The following is a 25,724-nucleotide window of genomic DNA, read 5'->3' as shown; positions in this document are numbered from 1 at the left end:
AACTTAAATGAATTGAGAATCAAAGATTAAATAACTGGTATGAATAAACTCTTGTTGATATTCCTGACATCTTTGTGTATAGGGATAGGGGTAAAGGCACAAGTTGTAGCTGTAAAGACCAACTTGCTTTATGATGCGACAGCAACTGTCAACCTCGGGGCTGAGGTCGCTTTCAATAAACACTGGACATTGGATATTTCCGGTAACTATAATGGTTGGGAGGTTGCCAGCGACAAATCGTGGAAACACTGGTTGGTGCAACCCGAGGGCCGTTACTGGCTGCATGAGAAGTTTAACGGGCATTATTTCGGCGTTCATGGCATTTACATGGATTATGATATGTCTAACGTGAACTTCATGTCGGTGATGAAAAAAGACTTTGCCTATGATGGCAATGCTTACGGGGGCGGTATCTCGTACGGATATCAGTTATATCTCTCTCCGCGCTGGAACCTGGAGTTCTCTGCCGGTGTGGGATTTGTGCATTTCGAATACGATAAATCGGCGTTTCCTGCTACTGATGATAACGTATCCGCCAAATACCGCAATAATTATTTCGGGCCGACTAAGCTTGGCGTAAGTATTACTTATATCATTAAATAAGCGAACAATGAAAACTTCATTCTACATATTCTTTTTCTTCCTGATCATGCAGGTGCTGCCGTCTGAGGCGCAGACGGCTGTTTACCAGGGAATGGTTAATATCAAGCCGAATAAGATTGAACTTGAAAAGGGTGTTTTATCATTGGATATGAACGTCAGCCTGTGTGGTTTGTCGGTGGCACGCCATCAAAGCCTGCTGTTGACTCCGGTGTTGCGTAACGGCGATAAGTCTTTGCGTCTGCAACCTATCCGGGTAAACGGTGCTAACAAGCAGAAGATGTATAAACGTACACTGGCACTTCAAGGTAAGATGGCAGCCGATGGTAACACTTATGTGACTTTGGAGAGTGATCCGGCTCTGTTGCAGGAGGTTACTTATAAGAAAGAGGTGCCTTTTCAGGCCTGGATGGAACATGCCGAACTGATCCTTGTCGGCGAACTGAATAATTATGATGATATCCCAGTTCAAACTTATACGGATGTCCTTACGGATGATTTGAATATCCGGCAGGAATAGGGTTCATGCGTTCATATCTGCGTTTGTTCGTTGATATACAATGTCTATATCCGTTGTAGTGACTTCATTTTGCCTTCATATCGGATTCATATAGCCTTCATCGGATAACATTTATCACATGAAGGCTATATGAACCCGACATGAAGGCTGTATGAACCCAGAAGGTTGTTGCAATAGTCCTATTATCAGGCATATATGCAGATATGAATGCATGAATCCAATATTCTACAAAACTTATTTGAAGTGAGTATCAGATAGCTGCGGCAACCATAAATATTGACTGCGGCAGTGGTTTAAAATGGCTGCGGCAGTCACTGAAAATGGGTGCCGCAGCCATTTTTTTTGAGTGCCTACCCGTTGAGGAACCGATGCCTACCCATTTTCATAAAGTCGCAAGCTTTTCAGCGAAAGGCTGTACGTTTTTTCCCTATACCCCGCAAGGCTTTCCCCTTAAGGATAAGGAGTAACAGGATATAGGGTATAAGTCGATACTATATAGGCTAGAAATAAACTGTTTCGTTACTTGTTCCTCCATCCAGCCAAGGATTGATACTCCCGGAAATAGTGATGTCTTTCGCTTGTATAGTAAATGAATAAGTTTGTTTTTTCCCTCCTTCGAATGCTTTTGTTGATTCGATGCGATAATCTTTGTCGCTCATCCTAACAATAAAGACAGGCTTCTCTATGGGATAAAGAAGGTAGTTTGTCACGATAGTGACTTCGGTGGCTGTCATTGTCGTGTTCTGTCCGCTGATAATTGTATAAGGACTGGTTGAGGGAGCGGCACTTAATTTACCAGTTTGTACGTTTAGTTGTATAGACGAGGGGTAATTCTCCAGCGAAATGCTTTGCAAGATCATTTCTTCTTTAATATTATCTGCCTTCTTGAATTTAAGGGTGATAGTAGATAGGATATAGAAATAACAGTTTGATGTATATTTGTTTGATTAGTAATTGGCTGTAAATGTGCTAGTAGGTTCATTATGATTGGATATAGAACAGGCTTTGATACTAAGCCTGTTCTATATTGAGGTTTTATTTGTTTTCTATTTCATGATTACTATCAGTTGGATTGTTCTCCCAATCTATAATACCTGTTGTTACAGTGATTTTGTCTTTAAATGTTAGATTGATCTTATTTGCGACACCGGACTCAGTTCCTCCAGTAATGTCTTTAACTTCTACTTCTAATGGGTTTGTAGAGTCATAGACAGTAGTTTCTATTTTAATTACGATCTTGTTAGCCTCTCCAGATCCTAATGAAGGTAAGATCATAACTGGGTAGTTTTTTCCACCAGCAGTTAAAGCTTCACCTTCAGCTGATTCCATTACCGTAATATCCTTTGTTGTATTTCCTGGTGTTACAGATGGAGCATCGATCCCTAAAGTTAATGTTATATCACTGGGAATACCTGTTAATGTAATCTTTTTTATATCACCGAAAGTCGTTTGGGCAGTCTCGTTTCCAGTAAGATTTATATTTACTTGAGAAAGTACATGTTTAAATTGAATATTCTTTGATGTTGTATTAGTTTTATCTCCAGCATCAATAAGTTTTGCATTTAGAATATCAGTATATCCATCTAGCCCTTTAAATTCTATGCTACCATTCTCTTTATTTAATACTATATTAGTTCCATCAGGTGCAGGATAAAGTCCCATAAAATATGTATGGTCACCATTTGTTGGATAATATTGTGATTCGTCAAATGTAATATTATTAGCCCCGGCAGTCGCATTTACTTCTTTGACTTGACTCCAATCAAGTGTGGGAGTTGTTCCTGTAATATCCCATCTTAAAAGCTTAATCTTTGTATTTGCTGCAAATTTAGTTTTATCGTCACTATCTGTTGGATCAGCAGCTTTAGTCGTTACATCAACTACGCCTGCATTCAATTTTATCTCCACCTTCGCATCCTTCGGATTAACAATCTCATCTATCGGATCACTCTCGCTTGTACAAGCGGTCATTGCTGCAACTGTTGCAGCAATTGAAATCATACTTAATACTAATGTCTTCATAACTATAAAAATTAAATTGTTTGAACTTTATTCGTTGCTTGTTAATGTCTATTCAATGACCATGTTGTCGCCGGCGGAGACTTCCCAGTTGTTGATCTTTACAGTGAAGGAAGCGGTCTTTTCTACCGTTACGGATACGTCTACATTTACGTTGTTGCCTTCCGTGCTACCGATCGACTCTCCCAAATCGATTGTGGCGGAAGAGGTACTGCCGTCAGTGAGGGTGAAATCCAGCTTGACCTCGTTTGTGGGGGTGGCGGGAGGAGTTTCTCCGGGCTTGGGGGCGGTTCCTAGTATCATGATGTTTGCTTTTACTCCTTCCTTTGAGGGAGCGGCTTCAAAGTTTACTGTGGTTGTTTTGTCCGGTACGATCTCTAACTTGCTCAGGCTGAAAGCTGCCGGTACTCCCGATAACATCCCTTTGCAGTCTTTTATATACTCCATACCGTCGACTTTGATGTCGAGCGTTACTTCGCGGATCAAGGGGGCCGGACTGAACTCACGTTTGTTTTGTGTGCCTTCGTCGGCTTCCACTTCCAGGTCATTGATGGCGATCCCGTATAAAGGAATCTGTCCCGATACTACGCTTCCCGATGCTTTTGTCTCCGGGATGTATGCTTCTGCCGTTTCGAACGACTCCATGTTGCGGAACTGAATATTATCCGCGTCACAGTTGAAGATCAGCAAACGGTATTTATCCGGTGGCAACGTGAACTTCAAACCTTCGGCATCGCCTTCGATCTGTGTCATCGCTCCCTTTTCCATGGGATAAAAGCAATAACGTAATTTCCGGGGTGCTTCGTAGCCGCTCATGGCCTGTTCCCATTTCAACGAATACGAGATAAAGCCATAGGAGGTCTGTTCTGACTTATCTTCGGGACTGCATTTTATGAAACATGTAATGATCAATAATATGCAGACTGCTATGCCACACGAGCAACCGACTTCTCCTTTTATCATCGTCTAATAATCGTTGATTTTCATTTCTTTTTCTCTATGGCGCAAATGTATCGGGAAAAAGCAGACATAAAATTGCTTTTTCTATTCAATAAGTTGTAAAAAATGTAATAAGCTTTGATTTTTACTGCTTTTCGCCTCTCTGAGTACGAATGGCACGGGGAGACTGCTCGAAATTAGTCCGGCAGAAGTGGGAAAAGTTGGAAAGAGACTCGAAACCGTACTTATAACTGATCTCGGAAATAGACATTTCGGTTGTGGTCAGATCGTTCTGGATGTCTTCACGTTTCTTCTTCAACATCCACTGATAGGCCGGTTCGCCGAACGTTTCCTTAAACAGACGGCGGAAAGTAGGTGTACTGTAGCCTCCCATCTGGGCGAAGGCTTCCACATCCTTTGCCTTCATATAATTCTGCATGACGAAGTAACGGAAGCTTTTGCTGTACCGGTAGATCGGGGAATAGAATGCAGCCAGGTCTTTTAATGTATAGTAGCAGTTCAGCAGATAGACAAGTTCTGTCCGTTTGGCTTGCAGGAAACCGGCACATAGCAACTCGTCATTCAGATACATCCTCATTCCTTCCACGAAAAACCGTAAAGGCGGGCACATCTCCAACACTACCGACTCGGTGCGCGCTGTCTCGGCTATGCTTGCCCCTTTGTTGAAGCGGTCGCTACATACGTTGATCGGGCGTTCGAACAGGTAAAGGATACATTCGCACGCCTCGAGTACTTTAAATTCTACTTTTGAACCGATCGGCTGCAGAATGAACTGGCCTTCACTGAAAATGGTATTGGGGTGTTCTTCGCTGTTTACCAGGACACTTCCTTTCAGCAGAAAATAGAGTGTATTCTGCATGCATCTTTCCTGAGGGAGTATGATCCCCTTAGGATAAGAACGGTATTTAAAGATTTGCTTCCTGTATTCGGCACAGGAGGCACAATCTGTGAATTTGGTGTATCTCAGGTCTTGTGAGAACATATTACCCTTTTACGCTTATAACTTTACCTTTTTACTCTTCCCCGGACTCTCGTTATGGAAACGATCGACGGCGGTCACAATATAGTGATATTTTTTCTTTCCGTTATCATAAGGCATTAAATATCTTGCCTCGCGGGTTATTTTTACGATTTTTGCAGGGTTGGTCAGGTCTACCGGTTCTTTGTGGTCGAAACGGTAAACGACAAAGTAGGAAGCCAGTTCCGGGTTTGTCGGGCTTTGTTCGGCCTGCCAGTGCAGCATATAACCGTCGGCTGTCCATTCCGCTTTCAGTTTTTTCACATCCTGCGGGGCACGGTTGTGCATATGCGTATAAGCCGGGATCAGGGCCGGGGTACGGTGATAGTTCCTTTTCAGGCTGTCGGCTACGCCTTTGTTGTTCCATAGGATCTCGTTGGCCGGCCAGAAGCAGTTGCCTTTTACTTTCGAGAGCGAACGTTCGTAAAGCATTTTACGGGTCAGCTGGTCGGCTTTCATGGTGCGGGCTACGTCCTGACCTATATAAAGATGTGAACCTTCGGGTGTCGCATTCTTGTTCCACCATTGGATCAGGGTGATATAGTCGGCTGCCGGATGGCCGATTTCCCAGTATATCTGCGGCATGTTGTAGTCGATCCAGCCTTCTTTCACCCAATGGAGCACGTCGGCATACAGGTCGTCGTAGTTTTGCAGGCCGTTGGTGTTGCTACCCGAGCCGTCGGGCGTACTTTTCTTATTCCGGTAGATACCGAACGGGCTGATACCGAAACGTACCCAGGGCTTGGTCAGCAGGATCGTCCGTTTCAGTTCGCGGATCAGGGTGTTTACGTTCTCACGGCGCCAGTCGCCACGTTGTGCGTTGGTATATCCTTTGTTCAGGCCGTATTTCCGGAAACTGTCGTCATCCGGGAAAGGCATCCCCGCCGCAGGATAAGGATAGAAATAGTCGTCCATATGGATGGCATCCACATCATAACGGCTTACGATATCGCGTACTACCTTGCAGATGAACTGCCGGCTTTCGGGCAGTCCCGGGTCGAAAAGTATCTGTTTATTATAGGTAACGAACCATTCGGGATGTTTATGGTAGATATGTGAGTCGGCGAAACGGGTATTCCCTGCCGTACTTGCCCGGTAGGGGTTCAGCCAGGCATGGAACTCCATATTCCGTTTATGGCATTCTTCAACCAGGAAAGCCATCACGTCGAAGTTTCCGGCCGGGGCAACGCCCTGTTCTCCGGTATAGAAACGGCTCCAGGGTTCGATATCCGATTTATAGAAGGCGTCGGCTTCGGGACGTACCTGGAAAATGATGGCATTGATACCGCAAGCCTGCAGGTAGTTGAGTTTCCGAACGAAGTCTTTGCGTAACTGGGCGGGAGTCATATCCTTGTATTCTCCCTGGAAGGCTGTTTGTATCCAGGCTCCCCTGAATTCCCGCTTGTCTTTTCCCTCGGTCTTTTGAGTTGGAAGTTGTTTGGTTGTCGAACAGGATGTCACGGCACATAGGAGTATGGCCAGGAACAGGCGGATATATTGAATCTTCATGAATTTTCGTTGGTTTGGGATTATTGTAACACATTATCAAATCTTGTGGCAAAGATACATTTCTTTTTGCTATTTTTGTATCCTTTATTAGGGAAAGATTTATGTCTGAAAATAATTCTATATTTATCAAGGGGGCTCGTGTCAATAACCTGAAGAACATTGATGTAGAGATCCCGCGCGACAAATTGGTCGTCATCACCGGATTATCCGGCAGTGGAAAGTCTTCGCTCGCTTTTGATACCTTATACGCCGAAGGTCAGCGCCGGTATGTGGAGAGCCTCTCGGCTTATGCCCGCCAGTTCCTGGGACGTATGAGCAAGCCGGAATGTGACTATATCAAAGGTATTCCGCCTGCCATTGCGATCGAGCAGAAAGTGAATACCCGCAACCCCCGTTCGACGGTGGGTACATCCACGGAAATTTATGAATACCTGCGTCTGCTCTACGCCCGCATCGGAAAGACGATCTCGCCTGTTTCGGGACTGGAGGTGAAGAAGCACCAGGTGAAAGATATCGTCAGTGAGGTATTGTCTTACCCGGACGGAACCCGTTTTGCCGTATTTGCACCGGTGGTGCTGCCCGAAGGCCGCAGCATGAAGGAGCAACTGGAGATACTGCAGAAGGAAGGTTATACCCGTTTATCGATAAATGATACGGCTTACCGCATTACGGAAGTGATGGCGGACGAGGCGTTGCTGGCTTCCCCGGTCATCGAACTGCTGATAGACCGTCTGGTCGTTTCGGACGATAAGACGTTGAAAAGCCGTCTGGCAGATTCGGCGGAGACGGCTTTCTTTGAGGGGCACGATACCTGTATCATCCGTATCTATACCGCCGAAGAGACGATCGTAAAGGAATACTCCAAGAAGTTCGAGGCGGACGGTATCACTTTTATCGAGCCGACCGATATGATGTTCAGTTTCAACAATCCGCTGGGTGCCTGTCCTGTTTGCGAAGGATTCGGGAAAGTGCTCGGGATAGACGAGAACCTGGTCGTGCCTGATAAAAGCCTGTCGCTCTATCAGGGGGCGGTAGTCTGCTGGAAAGGCGAGGTGATGGGAGAGTGGCTGAAGGAGTTTATCGCGAAAAGTGAGAAATACAACTTCCCGATCCATCGTCCGTATTACGACCTGACGCAGAAGGAGAAAGACCTGCTGTGGCATGGTGCCAGGGGATTACACGGCATCGACGATTTCTTTAAATTCGTAGAAGAGAACTTATATAAGATACAATACCGTGTTATGCAGGCTCGCTATCGGGGCAAGACGACCTGTCCTTCCTGTAAAGGGGCACGCCTGAAGCCTGAAGCTCTGTATGTGAAGGTCGGTGGAAAGAACATTGCCGAACTGGTGACTTTGCCTATTACGGATGCGAAAGCCTTTTTCGACAACCTGCAACTGGATGAGACGGATGCTGCCGTAGCAAAACGTCTGCTGACGGAGATTATGAACCGCCTGCAATTCCTGTTGGATGTAGGACTGGGGTATCTGTCGCTCGACCGTCTGTCGGCTTCCCTTTCCGGTGGTGAGAGCCAGCGTATCAACCTGGCAACGTCGCTGGGTAGTAGCCTGGTGGGTTCTTTGTATATCCTCGATGAACCGAGTATCGGTTTGCATTCGCGGGATACCGACCTGCTTGTAAAGGTTTTGCGTCAGTTGCAGTCGTTGGGTAATACGGTCGTTGTGGTGGAACATGACGAGGATATTATCCGTGCAGCCGATTATATTATCGATATCGGCCCGAAGGCCGGCCGTCTGGGGGGCGAAGTAGTTTACCAGGGGGATGTAAACGACCTGCAGACCAGCAGTAACAGTTATACTGTCCGTTACCTGACCGGGGAAGATAAGATCGAGGTTCCCGCTTTCCGTCGTTTGTGGAACAATTATATAGAGGTAAAAGGGGCCCGCAAGAATAACCTGAAAGGGATCGACGTGAAGTTCCCGTTGAATGTGATGACGGTGGTGACAGGTGTCAGCGGTTCGGGAAAGAGTTCGCTCGTGCGTGATATCTTTTATGAAGGAGTGAAGCATTATCTGGATGATGCCGCCCGCCTGATGGTGGATTGCTCGGGGCTGGACGGCGACATGATCCTGATACAAGGTATCGAATTTGTCGATCAGAACTCGATCGGAAAGAGCTCCCGTTCCAATCCGGTGACTTATATCGGTGCTTACGATGAGATTCGTAAACTGTTCGGCGAACAACCTTTGGCCAAGCAAATGGGTTATACATCTGCATACTTCTCTTTTAATAAAGAAGGAGGACGCTGCGAGGAGTGTAAGGGCGATGGCCGGATTACTGTCGAGATGCAGTTTATGGCGGATATCACCCTCGAATGCGAAACCTGTCACGGTAAACGTTTCAAACAGGATGTGCTCGATGTGGAATATCATGGAGCCAATATCTATGATATGCTGGAAATGACGGTGAACCAGGCGATTGAGTTCTTCGAACAATATCCCGGCTCGCAGGAAAAGAAAATCGTAAAGAAGCTGAAACCGTTGCAGGATGTCGGTCTGGGTTATATCAAACTGGGGCAAACCTCTTCCACGCTTTCGGGGGGTGAGAACCAGCGCGTGAAACTGGCCTATTACCTGGGACAGGAAAAGCAACAGCCTACCTTGTTCGTATTCGACGAACCGACAACGGGATTGCACTTCCACGATATCAAAACATTATTGAAAGCATTTAATGCCCTGATCGATAAAGGACATACGGTGGTGATCATTGAACATAATATGGACGTGATCAAGTGTGCCGACTATCTGATAGACTTAGGCCCGGAAGGTGGTAACGCCGGCGGTAACCTGGTTTGTGCCGGGACACCGGAAGAGGTTGCCATGTGTCCGGAATCGTATACAGGAAAGTATTTAAAGGAAAAATTGTAAAGCTATGAACAACTTCAAGTTTCAGAATCCTACCCGATTGATCTTCGGAAAAGGGATGATCGCGGAATTAAGCAAAGCTATTCCCGCCGGTAAACGTATCATGATCACTTTCGGTGGTGGTAGCGTGAAGAAAAACGGCGTGTACGACCAGGTGATAAAAGCCCTGGAAGGACGGGAGTATGTGGAGTTCTGGGGGATTGAACCGAATCCTTCCATCGAAACATTACGTAAGGCCATCGCTTTGGGTAAAGAGAAGAACGTAGATTTTCTGTTGGCCGTGGGCGGTGGCTCGGTGCTCGACGGAACCAAGCTGATCTCTGCCGGATTGCTGTATGACGGTGACGCCTGGGATCTGGTAAAAAGAGGTGCTGCTAAAGATACTATCCCGATGGGGGCTGTGCTTACCTTGCCGGCTACGGGATCGGAAATGAATAACGGGGCGGTGATCTCTCGCCATGAAACGAAAGAGAAGTATCCGTTTTATAGTAACTATCCGGTATTCTCTATCCTCGATCCGGAAACGACCTTTACCTTGCCTGCTCATCAGATCGCCTGCGGTCTGGCTGATACGTTCGTGCATGTAATGGAGCAGTATATGACGACAACGGGTCAGTCGCGCCTGATGGATCGTTGGGCGGAAAGTATCCTGAGCACTGTAGTTGAGATCGCTCCTAAGATCAAAGCAAATCAGCAGGATTATAATGTGATGGCTGACTTTATGCTTTCTGCCACTATGGCGTTGAATGGCTTTATAGCCATGGGTGTCACCCAGGATTGGGCTACCCACATGATCGGTCACGAACTGACTGCTTTGCATGGCTTGACACATGGCGCTACGCTGGCGATCGTTTTCCCGGGTACTTTACGTACTCTCCGCCAGCAGAAACAAGATAAAATCCTTCAGTATGGCGAACGTGTCTGGGGTATTACCGAGGGTTCGGTGGACGAACGCGTCGATCAGGCCATCCAAAAGACGGAAGAGTTCTTCCGCAGCCTGGGATTGTCTACCCGTCTGGGGGAAGAAAATATCGGTGATGAAACGATCAAAGAGATCGAACGCCGCTTCAATGCCGCCAATGTAGCTTACGGTGATGCCGGAAATGTAACGGGGGCTGTGGCTAAACAGATTTTGGAGAATTGTAAATAATAAGATATCTTTTCAACTTTCTTAAAAGGGAAGTCGCTGATAAATAAAACAAAAGGAGAATGACTCACTGAAGAGCATTCTCCTTTTTTATGTAGGTCATATTATTTCTGAATTACTTCTTCTTCATGTCGAATGACAAGACGATCGGAGCAGGAAGAGCATTTGTTTCTCCTAATTTAGCTTCAGTAGCAGTTAGGTTGAACTTCAGATTCTTTTCATTAACTGCATAAGCACCTTCGTTTGCAGCAGTAATCGTTACACTAACAGCCATGTTCTCACCTAGAGCGATTGCCAGTGGCTTAGGATCTAACGTCAAGTATACAGAATCGTTAGCAGCGTTCATTTTTGCTTTATATCCTACTTTGTATTCCACTTTTTTAACTTGTTCAATGATGCCATTAGCCATTTCTTCATTTGGGATAATCGCTTTTACCAATGCTTCGAAAGGAAATTTGTCAAAGTTGATAGAATCATTCTTTACTGTCAGATCCAATGTTACACCCGGAGTTTCTTCTGATGCAGCAGCTTTAGCCATATCATAAGTCATCTTTCCTGAATACTCTCCAACTACCTCTTCCACTGTCGGTACAGTAGGTGTCTCATCGTCATCATCACTACAAGATGCAAAGGTTAAACCAAATACAGCTAACATCATCACAAGCGACCATTTCAACGTCTTCTTCATCTTTCTTATTATTTTAATGTTAATAAATTATGTACGACTAATTAGATGTAGGGAATTGCAAAAAGGCTGCATCGGGATGAAAGAATAATTGAAAAAATGGATATCAAATTATTGTTCATACTTCTTCTTTTGTATATTCCAGCCACTTACAGCTAAAGAAAGTTTCCCTTCGGTTATATATCTAACAGAAGTATCTATAAGTATTTTCTTTGTCTCGCCTGGTAATAACGAGAAGAAATTATCTGTATAAAATGAAGGGCGGACAGGTTTATCCCGTTTGTCCAGAAACTGTAGTTGTGTAAAGAATGCAATTTGTGGCGATGTGTTCTTTACTGAAACTTCAATATAATAACGGTTATCACTTACTTTAGTCTTATATTTAGTCTGTATCCTGGCTTCCGGCATTTTATTCAGCGATTCAAATCCGGATGACGTGGGGCCTGTTAGTGTTTCTTTCCCTTTATAGATAGCATTGGAACGCCAATAGAATGTAGAAGCGATTTCCTTATCCTTATCATCGCATAGTGAAAGCCTGATGAAATGTACAGGTGTTATGTCTGATGGAAACTCTATTTTAAATAAATCGTTCAAGACTTCATCTTCCCCTATATCGATGCGTAGAGAGTGAGAAAAACGTTTCTTGCTGTTCAAATCATATACCTCTGCTTTTACTTTATAATTGTTGAACGATTGATAATAGTCGTTACAAACGGAAACTGTATTTTTCAGGTAGTCGAATTGGGCATGTAAAGGCTCCAATGCATTTTGTGTATGATATAATGAGGCTGTGGGTTCCAATGACCAGTCCCACATACGTGCACAGACTTGACGAACCGGGCAATTATGATACCAGAACAGTAATCCGGAGCAATAACGATCTCCATAGTCCAGCTTATTATAATTCCAGACCTCCCAAATCGTTTTGGAGTTCATGGCTCCTACCAACTGCCCCTTTTTAGCGAACTCTTCTATGGATTGGGACTGACCATAGTTGTTCACCAGGTCTTTATACATGGTGGACATCAGGTGAAAACCACCACCGTCATGATAGTCCCAGACTTCCTTATTGATCGGCCATAGATCTTTTTCATCCATTATCTCCCGAAGTGTTTCGAGAGTCGGAAGAGTGGGGGCCCCGTATTCCGGATTAAATCCGTCGACCCGGCTACCGCGAGGAGATGCCGTATTTTCATAATGTTGCATTGGATTGACCTGTTTATAAGGGCTACCGTCATGTACACCGTCACACTCCGACTGCATTTGATAACTGCGTGTTCCGTCTAACTTCATGATTAACTCTTTTGCTCCGGTAACCTCGGTACTTTCATTGGATGACACGTAATAAGCCAATGAAGGATGGTTTCTCAATCGTTTTACGGTAGATTCTACGTTTGCCAGATAAAGGGATTGGTTATGCGGATGTTTGGTATCGCCGGTCAGCCAGAACTCCTGCCATACCAGCAAGCCCATTTCGTCGCATAACTGGAAGAAATAGTCGGATTCGGCAATGCCACCTCCCCACATACGTATCAGATTGATTCCGGATTGTTTGGTATAGCGCAACTCTGCGTATGTGCGTTCGTCGGAATGACGCAACATCCCTTCCGGTATCCAGTTGGTTCCCCTGATAAATATCTTTTTCCCATTCACATAGAACTGACGCGATTTGTCCGGAGTATTCTGGTCTGATGTTATTTCCCGGATACCGAAGCGCGTATTTAATGAATCTGAAACTTCACCATTAACAGAAACGGTCATTTTCAGTTCGTATAGTTCCGGTTTACCTTTAAATATCGGCCACCATAATCGAGGATTGCGGATGTTCAATTGTGGAAACTCTTCTGGAGTAAACACTAGTTCCCGGGTTTCACCACGGAAAAGATTTACTTCTTTTGAGAACCTGATATTTTCGCCCGTAATTTCTCCGGAAACAAGACATTTTACTGAAGAAGTGGTTGGGTTTATGACTTCTACCGATACTGTTTCAGCTGCTTCGCTGTATTCTGGCTTCAGTAGTTCGGAGCGGATAAATGGGTTTCGGATCACAGCCTTATTAGTCGCATATAACGAAATACTTTTCCATATTCCTGTATTGCGGTCACGTATGCCATCCAGGAATGTAAAGTCCCAGCCGACCGACATCAGCATGGTTGTATTTAATCCGATATTTCCGTCACCACCATTGTGAAACTCACCTGCTGCTCCCCATTGTTTCTGTTTAATAGTTCCAGGCATGTCAACCGGATAGACTTTAACTGCCAATGCATTTGCTTCACCTATATGAGCAAAGTCTGTTATATCAACGTAATCTTGAATGAACATCCCGGAGATATTATCCAGTAAATATCCGTTTACCCATATTTCTGCACGATAGTTGATTCCATCCAGTTGCAACCACACTATTTTCTCTTTGAAGTCGGTAGGGATGGTGAACTCCGTGCGGAACCAGTAAGTATAAAAGTCCCGTCCGACAGTGGCCAGATCCGGTATTACATTATTTGTCAGTTTATTATTCATCCCATAATAGGGTTCCGGGTATATTTTATTATGAACAAGAGAATTAAGCACTGTGCCTGGAACTATGGCGGGCATCCAGCTATTTGTTCCATATCCGGGTTGTGATATAGTTTTTGCATCATCCATTACTTCTCCGGCTTTTTTCATTTTCCAATTGAAGCTTCCTTGGTGACCTTCTTTCGAATCCAAATATATTTTATCCGGATTGCGATAATAATTTGTATCCTGTCCTTTCAGAAAAGAACTACTGATGATGCATAATAATATAATAAGAAAGAGTTGTTTCATATCTGTAATGCTTATTTAAGTAAGATACCCGTCTATCGTTCTTTTATGAGTAAATGATAGACGGGCATTTTATTTTTATATGAGCTGCCCTACTTCCTGTAAGCGCTTTCGTAGTTGCTTGATGTCGATATTGTGAATATCCGGCGACTTGGATTTGTATATCTGTCCTGCAGCAACACCGACAGCCTCTCCGGTAACCAAAGAGGGGGGCATTACGCGCAGGCTCCCATGTGCATAAGAGTCAGTAGATATACACCGTCCTGCAACCATTACATTTTTCAGGTCGACCGGTGTCAGACAACCGAATGGTATTCCGTGGGATTCTCCTTTTTTATAACGGGGATATTCTGTCGCATTTTGTTTATGAACATCGATATAATAACAGTTGCGCCCAATGCCATCCTCGAATTCACGGCGGGCCAGCCAGTCTTCTAATGTAAATGTATAGTCACATTTTATACGGCGGCTTTCCCGTATACCCATCAAGTTAGCTGTACTTGCCAGATAAGATGCTGCAAATGATTTAGGCTCGAATTCAACTAGTCCTTCATGTAATTGCCGTACCAGTTTTCGCCCTTTCATTATAGCTTCTGTCAGAGAGACAGGGTCTGTACTGTCGACGGTTACATGACCGGCATTGAAACCTAACATTCCCGGTCCGATCAATTTGTCATTCATATGTTTATCCTTTACTAACGGATAATTGGGATTACCATATATAGAATGAATCGGACTGTTTTTTCGGCTGGTATGAACGTTCCCTATTAGAGAAAACTCATAAGGATCTACATTTGATACGGTAAAGCATAATGTTCCTTCCTGTACAAATCCGCTTTCGTCTCCCATAACAAAATCCGCACCGGCCCAATGGGCAAGATCACCGTCTCCTGTACAATCGATAAAAACTTTTGCTTTATAAGCGGATAACCCTGCTTTATTCGCAACGATTATTGCATCAACAACTCCCTTTTGTTTCATTTCTACAGCAGCCATAGTAGAGAATAAGAGAACAGAAACACCAGTAGAGGTCACCAAATCGTCATATACAACTTTCAAATATTCGCTGTTTATAGGAACCCAGTTATCATAATGTATATGTGGAACTCCTTTCTTAGATTCCGTAAAGACTTTTTCTGCGATACCTTTGTAAATAATTTTATCTCCGTCGGTGAAAGGACACCAGGCATTCAGCAAGCCGGAAGTCCCCATTCCTCCCAGGGCACCTGTGCCTTCTATCAACAATGTTCTGGCACCTTCGCGTGCCGCGGCCGTAGCCGCAGCACATCCTGAAGGTCCTCCTCCTACAACTATTACATCCCAGTTGTCGTATACCGGTATTTTTGATTTACCCGGCAAAAAGCTACTTCTGGGAGTTTCTGCAGCCAATGGCGTTCCGATTGCTACAGATGCTAAGCCTAAAGAACTTATGTCTTTTAAAAAATTTCTTCTTTTCATAAATTACCAACCCGGATTTTGTTCCAACAATTTATTTGCATCTAATTCGGTTACAGGTATAGGCAACAAGTAATGTTTTTCTTCTACAATTGAACCGATCACAGGATTTTGTACCATCATTGCTTCTTTTAGTTTATGTGTACGCAACAGGTCAAAGCGGCGATGTCCTTCAAAGGCGAACTCTCTGCGACGTTCCAGAAGTATTGTATCGAGAAAATCTTCCTTACTCAATCCTGTCTTAATATCAATAGCGGAAGATTCATTCATATTGAATCCGAATGCCCGTCTTCGTACTACATTCAGGCAATTATAGGCTTCTGTGTCAGAAGGGTTAATTGCGTTCAATGCTTCTGCACGCATCAGGTAAATATCGGAGTAACGCAATAACGGATAATTATTTTCTCCTCCTTGGGATCTTACTGCCAATGGAGACGGATCCTGATATTTATTAACATAACAGGGAAATTCATAATTTGAAGACATATTCGGATATTCTTCTTTTGTATAAAGACGCACATTTACATCCCTGCGAAGGTCTCCTTCTTCATAACATTCATAATGATTGCGGGTAACCGGATCATCACCATATCCGACCCAGCCATTCAGGTTGACAAAAGGAGGACGAAAAAAGCCATTGAAGTTACTACCTGCCACTCCAGGTGTATTTCTTTTATATTGTATCTCGAATATAGACTCCTGTCCGTTTTCTTTTTCTACATCAAAATTGTCAATGTAGTTGTCCCAGAGCTTGTATCCCATCTGCATGACCTCACTGGTTTCCTTTACTACATTCTGATAATCTTCACGCGTCAAATAGACTTTAGCCAACAATGTTGCTGCCGAACCTTTGGTTGCACGTCCTAAATATCCGTTCGGTAGCTGATCGATAGAAGGTAAGACGGATTTTGCATCCTGAAGATCGCTGATGATCTGTTCGTAACATTCGTCTGTTGTATTCCGCGTAACTTCAAGTCCTTCAAGTTGTGTTGTTTGATGTAGCACCAATGGTACACCCCCGTATACACGAACTAAATTGAAGTATGCTAAAGCTCGTAAAAACTTGGCTTCACCGATAAGTCTGCTTTTTACATCTTCTTTGACCTGATCGCTTCCCATATTGGATATATTCTCGATTGCAAAATTGGATCGGTTAACTGCTACATAATGTTTGATCCAAACGGAATAAACCAGGTTTGTATTTCCGTCAAATTCAAATTTATCCAATGCGTTCTTGTCCAGATTGGTTGTCGTACGGCCTCCTCCCCATTCGCTGTCATCCGTTCCCTGGCTCTGCAAAACTTCCCAGAATTGATTATAGATATCATTATCAGCGAAAACGGCATAAGCTCCATAAACAGCAGCTGTGGCATCTTCTTCCGATTTAAAGAAATTTTCAGGACTAAGGTTCGACTCCGGTATCAGATTCATATCTGTACAGGAACTCATCATGATTAGACTTACTATTATACATACTATTTTTTTCATAACTACTTAGACTCATTTAGAATTTAACATTCAGACCAAACAATACTGACTTTGAAAACGGATATGAAAATGCATCATAACCGGCTCCAAGATTGTCTTGCCCGTATTTACTCACTTCCGGGTTGTCTCCGGAATAACTTGTGATTGTAAAGAAGTTCTGCAAAGATGCATAGATGCGCAAGCCTGATACATATTTCGTGAAACTGAGAAATTCTGCAGGAACATTATATCCTAATGTAATATTCTGGAAACGCAGATAAGAACCGTTTTCAACATATTCATCCGATACACGCATGACGGCTTTTGATCGGAGTGGGCGTGGATAGGCTGCGTTCTGATTAGATGAACTCCATCGATCCATAGTCGTTGTGAACATATTGGTAGATCCCTGCATATTCTCCATAACCACTCTTGTTCCGTTATATACATCATTTCCAATCGTAAAGATTGTATTTATATTAAGATCAAAGTTCTTGTATGAGAACGTATTGTTGAATCCTCCGAAAATTTTAGGTTGTGCACAGCCAATAATCGTGCGATCGAGATCATTTATTATTCCATCAGGAACACCATCCGGTCCACTGATATCTTTATAGCGTATATCTCCCGGTTTTGCAGTCGGTTGGGAGGATGACTCAATATCATCTGTTGTACTGAAAAGTCCGTCATATACGTATCCATAGAATGTGCCTAAAGGTTGACCGACCTGAACAATACGTCCTAGATGTGTGCCTGTGTCATCCTGTCCCGGTTGATCCGGATAAATGAAAGAAACATCCCCTAAATCCAACACTTTATTTTTATTATAGGTAAGATTGAGACTGGTATTCCAGGTAAAGGCTCCTTCTACAGGAGTTGCGTTGATTGCCAGTTCAAACCCTTTATTTTCTACTTCTCCTATATTTTTCAATCCGGAAGAGAATCCGGAAGATCCGGGTATTTTGACTTTCAGCAACAGGTCTTTGGTCTTTTTGTAATAACCGTCAAGTGTAACTGTTAAGCGGTTATTGAAAAAACCGAAATCGATACCTGCATCAAACTGGGAAGTCGTCTCCCATTTCAAATTTGTATTGGCCACTTGAGATGGGTAATAACCAGTCACTTTCTGGCCGTCGCTGACATAACCGGTTGAACCTAATAAAGCGTATGAAGGATATGTTCCGATTCCGTCCTGATTACCTGTTATACCAAAACTGAGCCTTGGTTTCAGATTGCTGAAAATATTCAGGCTTTTGATAAAAGGCTCTTCCGATGCTCTCCAAGCTAAGGCTGCAGAAGGAAAATATCCCCAGCGATTATTTTTACCAAAACGGGAAGAACCGTCAGCTCGAATAGAGGCTGTCAGTAAATATTTATTGTTCAGAATATAATTGACACGTGCCAAATAAGAATTTAATGCCCATTTTGTTACACTTGAACCAGGAGCAGAGTAGGTAGTTCCTGATCCAAGGTTGTTCATCTGTAGATTATCGTTTAAGAAGCCATAAGAGCCGGCATTAAAACCGTCGTAAGTAGATGCCTGTTGAGTATAACCGATCAGTCCGGTAAATGAATGTACTCCCCATGTATTATTATAGGTAAGGATGTTTTCATTGATCCAGGTATACGTATTGTTGGAGGTCTTTTTAGCCTCTCCTCCTTTTTGGCTACCGGAATAAACGGTACGGGGGTTATAATATTTATTTGTTGTATAGTCGATATCTATGCCGATTGAAGACTTGAACTTCAATCCTTTAATGATATCCCATTCAACAAAGGCATTATTCAGTGTACGGAAATTGGCATTCCAATCAACTTTCTCGTTTATAATAGCAATCGGATTATCGAAGGTAATAACGCCGTTATCATCGCTAAAGGTGTAACTTCCATCTTCTTTTTTTACCGGTATATTCGGAGGGGTAGTCAGGCGACTTTGTAAAACAGAGTTTCCTACGCGATTATTGTCAACTTTGGTCATTGTCAGGCTAAGCCCTAAATGGATTGTAGATGAAATCTTGTGATCGATATTTGCGCGGAAGGCATATTTTTTCATTTCGGTCGCTTTGATAACACCTTCCTGATCGAAATAATTTAAAGATGTCAGGAACGTGGTCTTGTCGTTTCCTCCTGAAATGGTCACTTGATAATTCTGTGTTAAGGCATTATCATTGGATGTCATCCCTTGCCAATCTGTAGTAGCCGGATTTATACTTTCATCATAAATAGCCGTCCCTCCGGAATTAACCAGCGCTTCATTGGCTAGTTGCTCAAATGAATGAGAGTCCAGTAAATCATATTTCTTATAGATGTTCTGAATGCCCCAATAAGCATCAAATGCCACAGATGTTTTTCCGCTCTTACCTTTTTTTGTTGTTACGATAATTACTCCGTTGGCACCGCGGGAACCATAAATAGCAGTCGAAGAAGCATCTTTCAATACTTCAATAGATTCGATATCCGACGTAGGGATCGAATTTAACGGACTTAATGCTGTCTGACTAGCGCTGGCACTTGGGTAAACCGGCATACCATCGATGATATACAACGGTTCATTTCCCCCAGATATAGAGTTTCCACCACGAATACGGACAGTGGAACTGGCACCAGGCATACCGGAATTCTGTACCATATACAAACCGGATGTACGCCCTTGTAACATCTGATCAACGGATTTTACACTAATACCCTGTACTTTATCAACTTGAATGGAACCAACAGCACCGGTTAAGTCGCTTTTCTTAACAGAACCGTAACCGATGACGACTACTTCTTCCAGATTCTGGGTATCTTCAGATAAAATTACTTTCAGGACAGACTGGTTGTCGACCGGAACTTCTTTTGTAAGATAACCGATGTAGGACACAACCAATGTTGTTGACGAATTATCCAATGCTAGAGTAAATTTGCCGTCAACGTCCGTCACTGTTCCGATCGATTTTGAACCTTTTCCTACTACATTAGCTCCGATAATCGGTTCACCGTTACTGTCTGTAACGACTCCGCTGATCGTTTTTCCTTGTTGTGTAGTCAATGGAATCGTTGTCCTCGTTCCTCCTGCTGATAACAGGATATATGAGTCGTCGATGGAATATTTTACATCGGTTCCCTCGAACAAGTTAACTAAGACCTCTTTTAAAGGGGCTTTTTTCAGGTTAACAGAGACTTTCCTGTTTACGTTCACATAATCGTTGTAAATAAACAGATAATCTGTTTGTTTCTCAATGTCGTTCAATACTTTCTCCAATTCGGTATTACTTCTTTTGATAGTAACATTCACATTCTGAGAACTGGAGTGTTCTGCACGCAGGCAGAAAATGAACACGAATAATAACAAAGTGGTTATTTTCATGATTCTAAAAAATTGTTTATATCGAGTCCTTTTTATAGAATAAGACATCGACAAAGATTTTTTATTCATATCTTTGGAAATCAAGTTTATTAATGCAATTAAATAATTGTGTTAAGTTTATGCCGGTAAGTGTCCCCACACTTGTCGGCATTTTAATGAAAGGTTAACTGTTCTTTTCTGTCATAGGCATTCTGATTTTAAGATTAGACATTATTTTATATAAATGATTGAGTCGTCTTTATTTCTTACAAATGTGTATTTAGCATCTTGCTGTAAAATACGTAATGCTTTATCAATACCATCCGATATGCGGAATTTACCGCTACAGATGTAATTGGCTAATTGTTGGTTCTCTATAATAATACGTATACCGTAGCTTTTTTCGAATCGCATCATTAATTCATTGAAACTCATCTTTTTGAAGCATATGAGTCCTTCTTTCCAACGGAAAGGATCAAAATCATCTATCGTTTTCGACTGTAAATGTCCGTTGATCAATGAGACCTGGTGGTTAGGAGATAATATAAGGTTTTCAGAAGGGTTTTTCCTGTTGGAGACTTTAACGGAGCCCTCCATTAACGAGGTACAAAAGTCTTTTGAATCACTATATGCTTCTATATTGAATTTTGTACCCAGCACTTCTATATCGCATTTGTTGGTTTGTACGACGAATGGCTTATCTGTATTATGTGTGACATCAAAATAGGCTTCACCGTCTAGTATAATTTCTCTTTTACTTCCTATAAAAGCAGCGGGATATTTCATTTCAGAGCGGGCATTTAACCAAACATTCGTTCCGTCCGGCAATGTCAGATTTACACGTTGTCCGGCAGGAACAGTGATCGTATTCATGGCTTCCCCGATCTTCTTAATTTCTGATTTATAGAGATAAGTTCCGCAAGTGACAGTAATAGCCAGTACAGCTGCGAACTTCACAAATTCTAACATCGCCAGCAGATAGAAGGGACGGGAACTTTTCCCCTTAGCTTCTTTCTGAGCAGAACCTGATACAATCATTGCATCGAAAAACTCGCGTTCCCTGAATAACTCTTTCTCATTATCGGGGGATGCTTCCAGCCATATACGGATAGCTTCTTTTTCTTTTGGAGAAGCTTTCCCTTCAAAAAAATTGTATAGTGTTTCCTTTTCCATTTTTTCCGTTTCTGTTTATAAAGCAAATAAGCGGGAAACATCCCTAACGAAAAATGAAACTTTTTGAAAAAAAAGTTCAGGAGACGGAATTTATCTTTTGAAGAGTTGTCCGTTAGTTGAATAACCGTGGTAAAAAGAACAATAAGGGGAAATAATCTTTTAATGTCACGCGCAGCACTTTTAAGGCTTTAGTGATATGAAATTCGACACTTTTCGTCGAAATGCCCAGTGATTCCGCTATTTCTTTATGACTCTGATTATTATAGCGGCTACGAATAAAGATATCACGGGTTTGCTCCGGTAATGTTTTTAATCCTTCATCGACAAGAGCCTGAAGTTCGTTTGAAAATAACTTTTCCGGATTACAGGCTTCCAGTGTGGCAATACGGAGGTTGAGTTCCCAAAGGTCGCAATTTCTTAAATATTCAACTATGTCTTCCTGTGTACGCAGACGCTGAAGATGATTTAAACACTTGTGTTTAATGATAGTGAGGATATAAGCGGGTATATTTGAATCGGGCGCAAGATTGTCCCTGTTTTCCCAATAATACATTAGGCTGTCGATTGCAATGTCCTCTGCAATCATGCTATCGCCTACGTATGTATTGGCAAAATGGATAAAACGGCTTTTATAATCAGTAAACAACTGATTAAAAGAGTATATTTCAGGTTTGCCTTGCATGAATGTATAATCGAATTTGGCGATAAAGATATACATAAATTTGACTTTCTCGTCTTTCCTTTTGAATTTCTTGTGTTAAAATGATTTTTTAAAAAAGATAGTCAACATGAAAAAATATACTTACTTTTATCTGTTCAATAAAAAATATCACGAAAATGTATTCTAATAACCATGTCGCTTACCCGAAAGAACATATACGTTATGCTGTTCTTTCCTTCTTTCTTGCTCAGGGACTTTGCTTTTCCAGTTGGGCGAGCCGTATTCCTGATATAAAGGAACTTTTTACTGTAAATGATGCTCTCTATTGGGGAATGGTGTTGTTTATGATTCCGGTCGGAAAGTTCATAGCGATTCCGCTGGCCGGTTATCTGGTGTCGAAACTGGGAAGCCGGATCATGGTGCAGGTCAGTATTATGGGATATGCTCTTTCGCTGTTTTCTATCGGGACGGCTGTGAATATTTATATGTTAGGAGTATGTCTTTTTTCTTTCGGAGTATTCTGGAATTTGTGTGATATATCGCTGAATACACAGGGGATCGGCATTGAACGTTTTTATGGGCGGACAATCATGGCTTCCTTTCACGGAGGTTGGAGCCTGGCGGCCTGTATGGGGGCATTGATCGGTTTTATTATGATTATTTCGGGTATCACTCCTTTCTGGCATTTTACGATGATTGCGGTGATCATCTTTCTTATAACAATGGTCGGTCGGAGATATCTCCAGGAAGATACGGCTCAGGAACAGGCAGAAGAAGCGGTCGTGAAAGAAGAATCATCGGAAAAGTGGAAATATATCCGGCGACCGGAAATGCTGCTTATCAAGTTGGGACTGGTGGGTTTATTTGCCTTGATCGTGGAAAGTGCGATGTTTGACTGGAGCGGGGTCTATTTTGAGTCGGTCTTGCAGGTGCCTAAATCGTTACAGATCGGATTTCTTGTCTTTATGGTGATGATGACGGTAGGGCGTTTCCTGGCAAATTATGCATATCGGATATTAGGTAAGCAACGAGTGTTACAGTTGTCCGGTGCCTTTATTTTTATCGGATTCTTTATTTCGGCCCTGTTGGGAAGTCGTTTTGATTCGATGGCATTGAAGGTGATCGTAAACTCATTGGGTTTTATGCTCGTTGGGTTGGGTATTTCCAGTATGGTTCCTACTATTTATAGTCTGGTCGGCGCGAAGTCTAAGACGCCGGTCGGCATTGCTCTGACTATTCTGTCCAGTATCAGTTTTATCGGATCGCTGATCGCACCGCTTCTGATCGGCGCAATCTCGCAGGCATTCAATATGGAGTATGCTTATATGGTGGTAGGACTTTTAGGGCTTTGCATCCTGTTGATGACAACGTTTAGTAAGGCGTTTAAGTAACTCGGCTATTTTAGTTCCCTTAGAATGGGTATTTTTCCCCATTGCAATGGGGATTATTCCCACCCTTGCTGGGGAAAATTCCCCATAATTTTTATTTGTGTGGGGAATTAATGCAGACAGTATCCTCATACCTTTGTTCCGCCGTCTCCATGCAGCGGATGATATCTTCTTTGCTTCCGCTGAAAGGCCCTGATGCTTCGATCTTGATGGTCGACATGGCAGCAGCGAAGCGACCTGCCTCTTCTATGCCGGCACCTTTGGCGCGTTGGTACAGGTATCCGGTCATGTATGTGTCGCCACATCCGGTAGCGTCAACTACTTCCCGGGGTTTATAGGCGGGTATTTTATAGAATGTATCGCCATCATAAATAACAGATCCCAGACTTCCCAAAGTGATCAGTACCTCTTTTACTCCCCAGTCGTATAGCTGCTTCGCGGCGCTGGCTACATCCGAATACCCGGTCAATGCCACCATTTCAAGCTCGTTGGCTTTTAAGAAATGGATATATTTCAGGGCTTCTTCTTTTCCGATCCAGTCGGTTGCATAAACATTCTTGTCTCTTACTTCGCGCAGATATCCCTGTGAGTCGGCCGAAACAAACCCTTTGGTTGCCATGTATTTGACTACATCCAGCGAAAAGTCGTCAGCCAGCAGGCTACCCAGATGGAATATTTTTGCTTCCACCTCTTTCAGGTAATCGATTGTGAAAGGATCGGCTTTGGCCAACACCCGCTGCGTACGGTTATCCTGATTCTCTCCATAGATATTTTCGAAATAAACGGAATGTTTACTGGGCATAACAGCTACGTCGATGCCTTCCGACCGCAATCTGTCGACCTCTTTCATTTCAGACTCGGCAAGAGCGGTTATCAGCGTATAATCTATATCGTTGAAATGTTTGATCGCATGGGAGAAGTAAAATGCGGTTCCTCCCGCCATGTGTACAGTATTTTTAGGGGTCACAATCTTATCCAGTGTGATGTGCCCGATACAGCAAAGATCATGCATATTATTGATTGTTTATTATACAAAAGTAGTCAAAATTGCCACTGATAGGAACTACTTCTTTATTTTTATTATTTTTGTCTATTGACAATCATTAAAATTGTGGTTATGAGTAAAGACCTGATTCACGAAAAGTTCGTTGGCGCAATCAGAGAGAAGATACCACACAAAGCAACTTTAACTAACACATTGGTTGATTTATTGCGCCTGGAAAAAGAAGCTGTTTATCGCCGTATGAGGGGCGATGTTGCTTTCTCCTTTGCTGAGATTGCGTCGATCTCCCATAAACTAGGGATCTCGTTGGATAATCTGGTCGGAGCACACTCGGCTAGGAGCCGTCCTTATCAGTTGAGTCTGGTGGAGTATGTAGAACCAATTGAAGACGACTACAAGATGTGGGGACTGTATAACGAACGGTTGCAGGAAGCACGGGAAGATCCGACATCCTGTAGTGTGGAATGTATGAACGTTCTACCTTCTATTTTTTTGTTGGATTATGAATACATCACCCGCTTTTATTTGTTCAAATGGTACAACCAGTATGGCCATTCGGACAAGACTGCTCATTTCAGGGATATTGAAACGGCTGAGAAATTGCAGGCTGTTCAACGTGTTACGGCTATGGAATCCAGGCATGTCAGGAAAACGGTTCATGTTTGGGATCCTTTGATCTTTCAGTATATTGTGAATGATATATTGTATTACAGTAGTATCCGGTTGATTGATCCGGAAGATGTCCGGAAGCTAAAACAAGAGTTGATGCATTTCCTTAACTATATGGAGACGCTTGCTTCCAGGGGGACGTATAGTGAAACCGGCAATCCGATACAGATCTATGTTTCCAATATTAATTTTGATGCCAGTTATAGTTATCTGGAGACTAAAAAAATGCGTATCAGCATGATCCGGGCATTTATACTGAACTCGGTTGTCTCGCTGGATGAGAAGGCGTATGAGATATTTCATAACTGGATGCAAGCGTTGCTGAAATCGTCAACCATGATCTCTGTCAGCGGGGAAAAGCAACGGATTTTGTTCTTTGAGAAGCAAAGAATGATCATTGGTAGCCTGTAATCCAAATAAATCCGTATCTTA

The 25,724-nt window shown here is 42.9% G+C and carries 19 protein-coding genes; 6 read left to right on the top strand and 13 right to left on the bottom strand.

The genetic code is table 11. The features are described 5' to 3' along the window. Positions 1-39 precede the first annotated feature (39 nt). Positions 40-603: a DUF3575 domain-containing protein gene (locus HMPREF1212_RS19330; protein WP_028726373.1), complete on the top strand. Its 564-nt coding sequence runs from the start codon at positions 40-42 to the stop codon at positions 601-603. Between the two features lie 7 nt (positions 604-610). Further along, positions 611-1,120 carry a DUF3868 domain-containing protein gene (locus HMPREF1212_RS19325; RefSeq protein WP_028726372.1) on the top strand — a complete coding sequence of 170 codons (510 nt, stop codon included), beginning with the start codon at positions 611-613 and terminating at the stop codon, positions 1,118-1,120. A 500-nt stretch (positions 1,121-1,620) separates the two neighbouring features. Here the strand turns inward: HMPREF1212_RS19325 and HMPREF1212_RS19320 are convergent, their stop codons facing one another. From HMPREF1212_RS19320 to HMPREF1212_RS19300, 5 genes are all read right to left on the bottom strand, one after another. Then, positions 1,621-2,022, bottom strand: coding sequence for a fimbrillin family protein (locus HMPREF1212_RS19320; RefSeq protein ID WP_255353077.1), 402 nt, complete (start codon positions 2,020-2,022; stop codon positions 1,621-1,623). Positions 2,023-2,155: 133 nt separating this feature from the next. Further along, the gene (locus tag HMPREF1212_RS19315; RefSeq protein WP_046150736.1) at positions 2,156-3,142 is read right to left on the bottom strand and encodes a fimbrillin family protein; all 987 of its coding nucleotides are present in this window, start codon (positions 3,140-3,142) and stop codon (positions 2,156-2,158) included. A gap of 48 nt (positions 3,143-3,190) precedes the next feature. Then, a complete protein-coding gene (locus tag HMPREF1212_RS19310) occupies positions 3,191-4,102 on the bottom strand; it encodes a DUF5119 domain-containing protein (RefSeq protein ID WP_046150735.1) in 912 nt (303 codons plus the stop codon). Between the two features lie 121 nt (positions 4,103-4,223). Continuing rightward, positions 4,224-5,081, bottom strand: coding sequence for a helix-turn-helix domain-containing protein (locus tag HMPREF1212_RS19305; RefSeq protein WP_046150734.1), 858 nt, complete (start codon positions 5,079-5,081; stop codon positions 4,224-4,226). Positions 5,082-5,096: 15 nt separating this feature from the next. After that, entirely contained in the window at positions 5,097-6,626 is a 1,530-nt protein-coding gene (locus tag HMPREF1212_RS19300; RefSeq protein ID WP_046150733.1) for a glycoside hydrolase family 10-like protein, read from the bottom strand. Between the two features lie 101 nt (positions 6,627-6,727). Here HMPREF1212_RS19300 and uvrA point away from each other — a divergent pair, with 101 nt between their 5' ends. Together uvrA and HMPREF1212_RS19290 are read left to right on the top strand one after the other, a co-directional pair. Further along, a complete protein-coding gene (uvrA, locus tag HMPREF1212_RS19295) occupies positions 6,728-9,514 on the top strand; it encodes an excinuclease ABC subunit UvrA (RefSeq protein WP_028726365.1) in 2,787 nt (928 codons plus the stop codon). A gap of 4 nt (positions 9,515-9,518) precedes the next feature. Beyond that, positions 9,519-10,661, top strand: coding sequence for an iron-containing alcohol dehydrogenase (locus HMPREF1212_RS19290; protein WP_046150732.1), 1,143 nt, complete (start codon positions 9,519-9,521; stop codon positions 10,659-10,661). Positions 10,662-10,773: 112 nt separating this feature from the next. Here the strand turns inward: HMPREF1212_RS19290 and HMPREF1212_RS19285 are convergent, their stop codons facing one another. The 7 genes from HMPREF1212_RS19285 to HMPREF1212_RS19255 form a co-directional block, all read right to left on the bottom strand. Further along, complete coding sequence (locus HMPREF1212_RS19285; protein ID WP_046150731.1) at positions 10,774-11,346, bottom strand: DUF4840 domain-containing protein; 573 nt, start codon at positions 11,344-11,346, stop codon at positions 10,774-10,776. A gap of 108 nt (positions 11,347-11,454) precedes the next feature. Further along, positions 11,455-14,151, bottom strand: a complete 2,697-nt coding sequence (locus tag HMPREF1212_RS19280; protein ID WP_046150730.1) for a glycoside hydrolase family 2 protein — start codon at positions 14,149-14,151, stop codon at positions 11,455-11,457. Positions 14,152-14,226: 75 nt separating this feature from the next. Then, positions 14,227-15,606: an FAD-dependent oxidoreductase gene (locus HMPREF1212_RS19275; RefSeq protein ID WP_046150729.1), complete on the bottom strand. Its 1,380-nt coding sequence runs from the start codon at positions 15,604-15,606 to the stop codon at positions 14,227-14,229. Positions 15,607-15,609: 3 nt separating this feature from the next. Next, on the bottom strand, positions 15,610-17,091 hold the full coding sequence (locus HMPREF1212_RS19270; RefSeq protein ID WP_046150728.1) for a RagB/SusD family nutrient uptake outer membrane protein: 1,482 nt from the start codon (positions 17,089-17,091) through the stop codon (positions 15,610-15,612). 16 nt (positions 17,092-17,107) lie between these two features. Next, entirely contained in the window at positions 17,108-20,419 is a 3,312-nt protein-coding gene (locus tag HMPREF1212_RS19265) for a TonB-dependent receptor (protein ID WP_232430163.1), read from the bottom strand. Between the two features lie 210 nt (positions 20,420-20,629). Beyond that, positions 20,630-21,571 (bottom strand): FecR family protein, encoded by a 942-nt coding sequence (locus HMPREF1212_RS19260; RefSeq protein WP_046150726.1) that lies wholly within the window; start codon positions 21,569-21,571, stop codon positions 20,630-20,632. Between the two features lie 112 nt (positions 21,572-21,683). Beyond that, the gene (locus HMPREF1212_RS19255) at positions 21,684-22,253 is read right to left on the bottom strand and encodes an RNA polymerase sigma-70 factor (RefSeq protein ID WP_046151240.1); all 570 of its coding nucleotides are present in this window, start codon (positions 22,251-22,253) and stop codon (positions 21,684-21,686) included. 155 nt (positions 22,254-22,408) lie between these two features. Here HMPREF1212_RS19255 and HMPREF1212_RS19250 point away from each other — a divergent pair, with 155 nt between their 5' ends. Next, complete coding sequence (locus HMPREF1212_RS19250) at positions 22,409-23,623, top strand: MFS transporter (protein ID WP_046150725.1); 1,215 nt, start codon at positions 22,409-22,411, stop codon at positions 23,621-23,623. Between the two features lie 91 nt (positions 23,624-23,714). On the opposite strand, the gene HMPREF1212_RS19245 is transcribed toward HMPREF1212_RS19250, so the two are convergent. Further along, positions 23,715-24,632 carry a PfkB family carbohydrate kinase gene (locus HMPREF1212_RS19245; protein ID WP_028726361.1) on the bottom strand — a complete coding sequence of 306 codons (918 nt, stop codon included), beginning with the start codon at positions 24,630-24,632 and terminating at the stop codon, positions 23,715-23,717. Between the two features lie 105 nt (positions 24,633-24,737). Here HMPREF1212_RS19245 and HMPREF1212_RS19240 point away from each other — a divergent pair, with 105 nt between their 5' ends. Next, positions 24,738-25,703, top strand: coding sequence for a helix-turn-helix domain-containing protein (locus HMPREF1212_RS19240; protein ID WP_046150724.1), 966 nt, complete (start codon positions 24,738-24,740; stop codon positions 25,701-25,703). The last annotated feature ends 21 nt before the right edge of the window (positions 25,704-25,724 follow it).

This window comes from Parabacteroides sp. HGS0025 (genome assembly GCF_000969845.1).
In the GTDB taxonomy this organism is placed as follows: Bacteria; Bacteroidota; Bacteroidia; order Bacteroidales; family Tannerellaceae; genus Parabacteroides; species Parabacteroides gordonii.
This window is presented reverse-complemented; position numbering and strand designations above follow the sequence as displayed.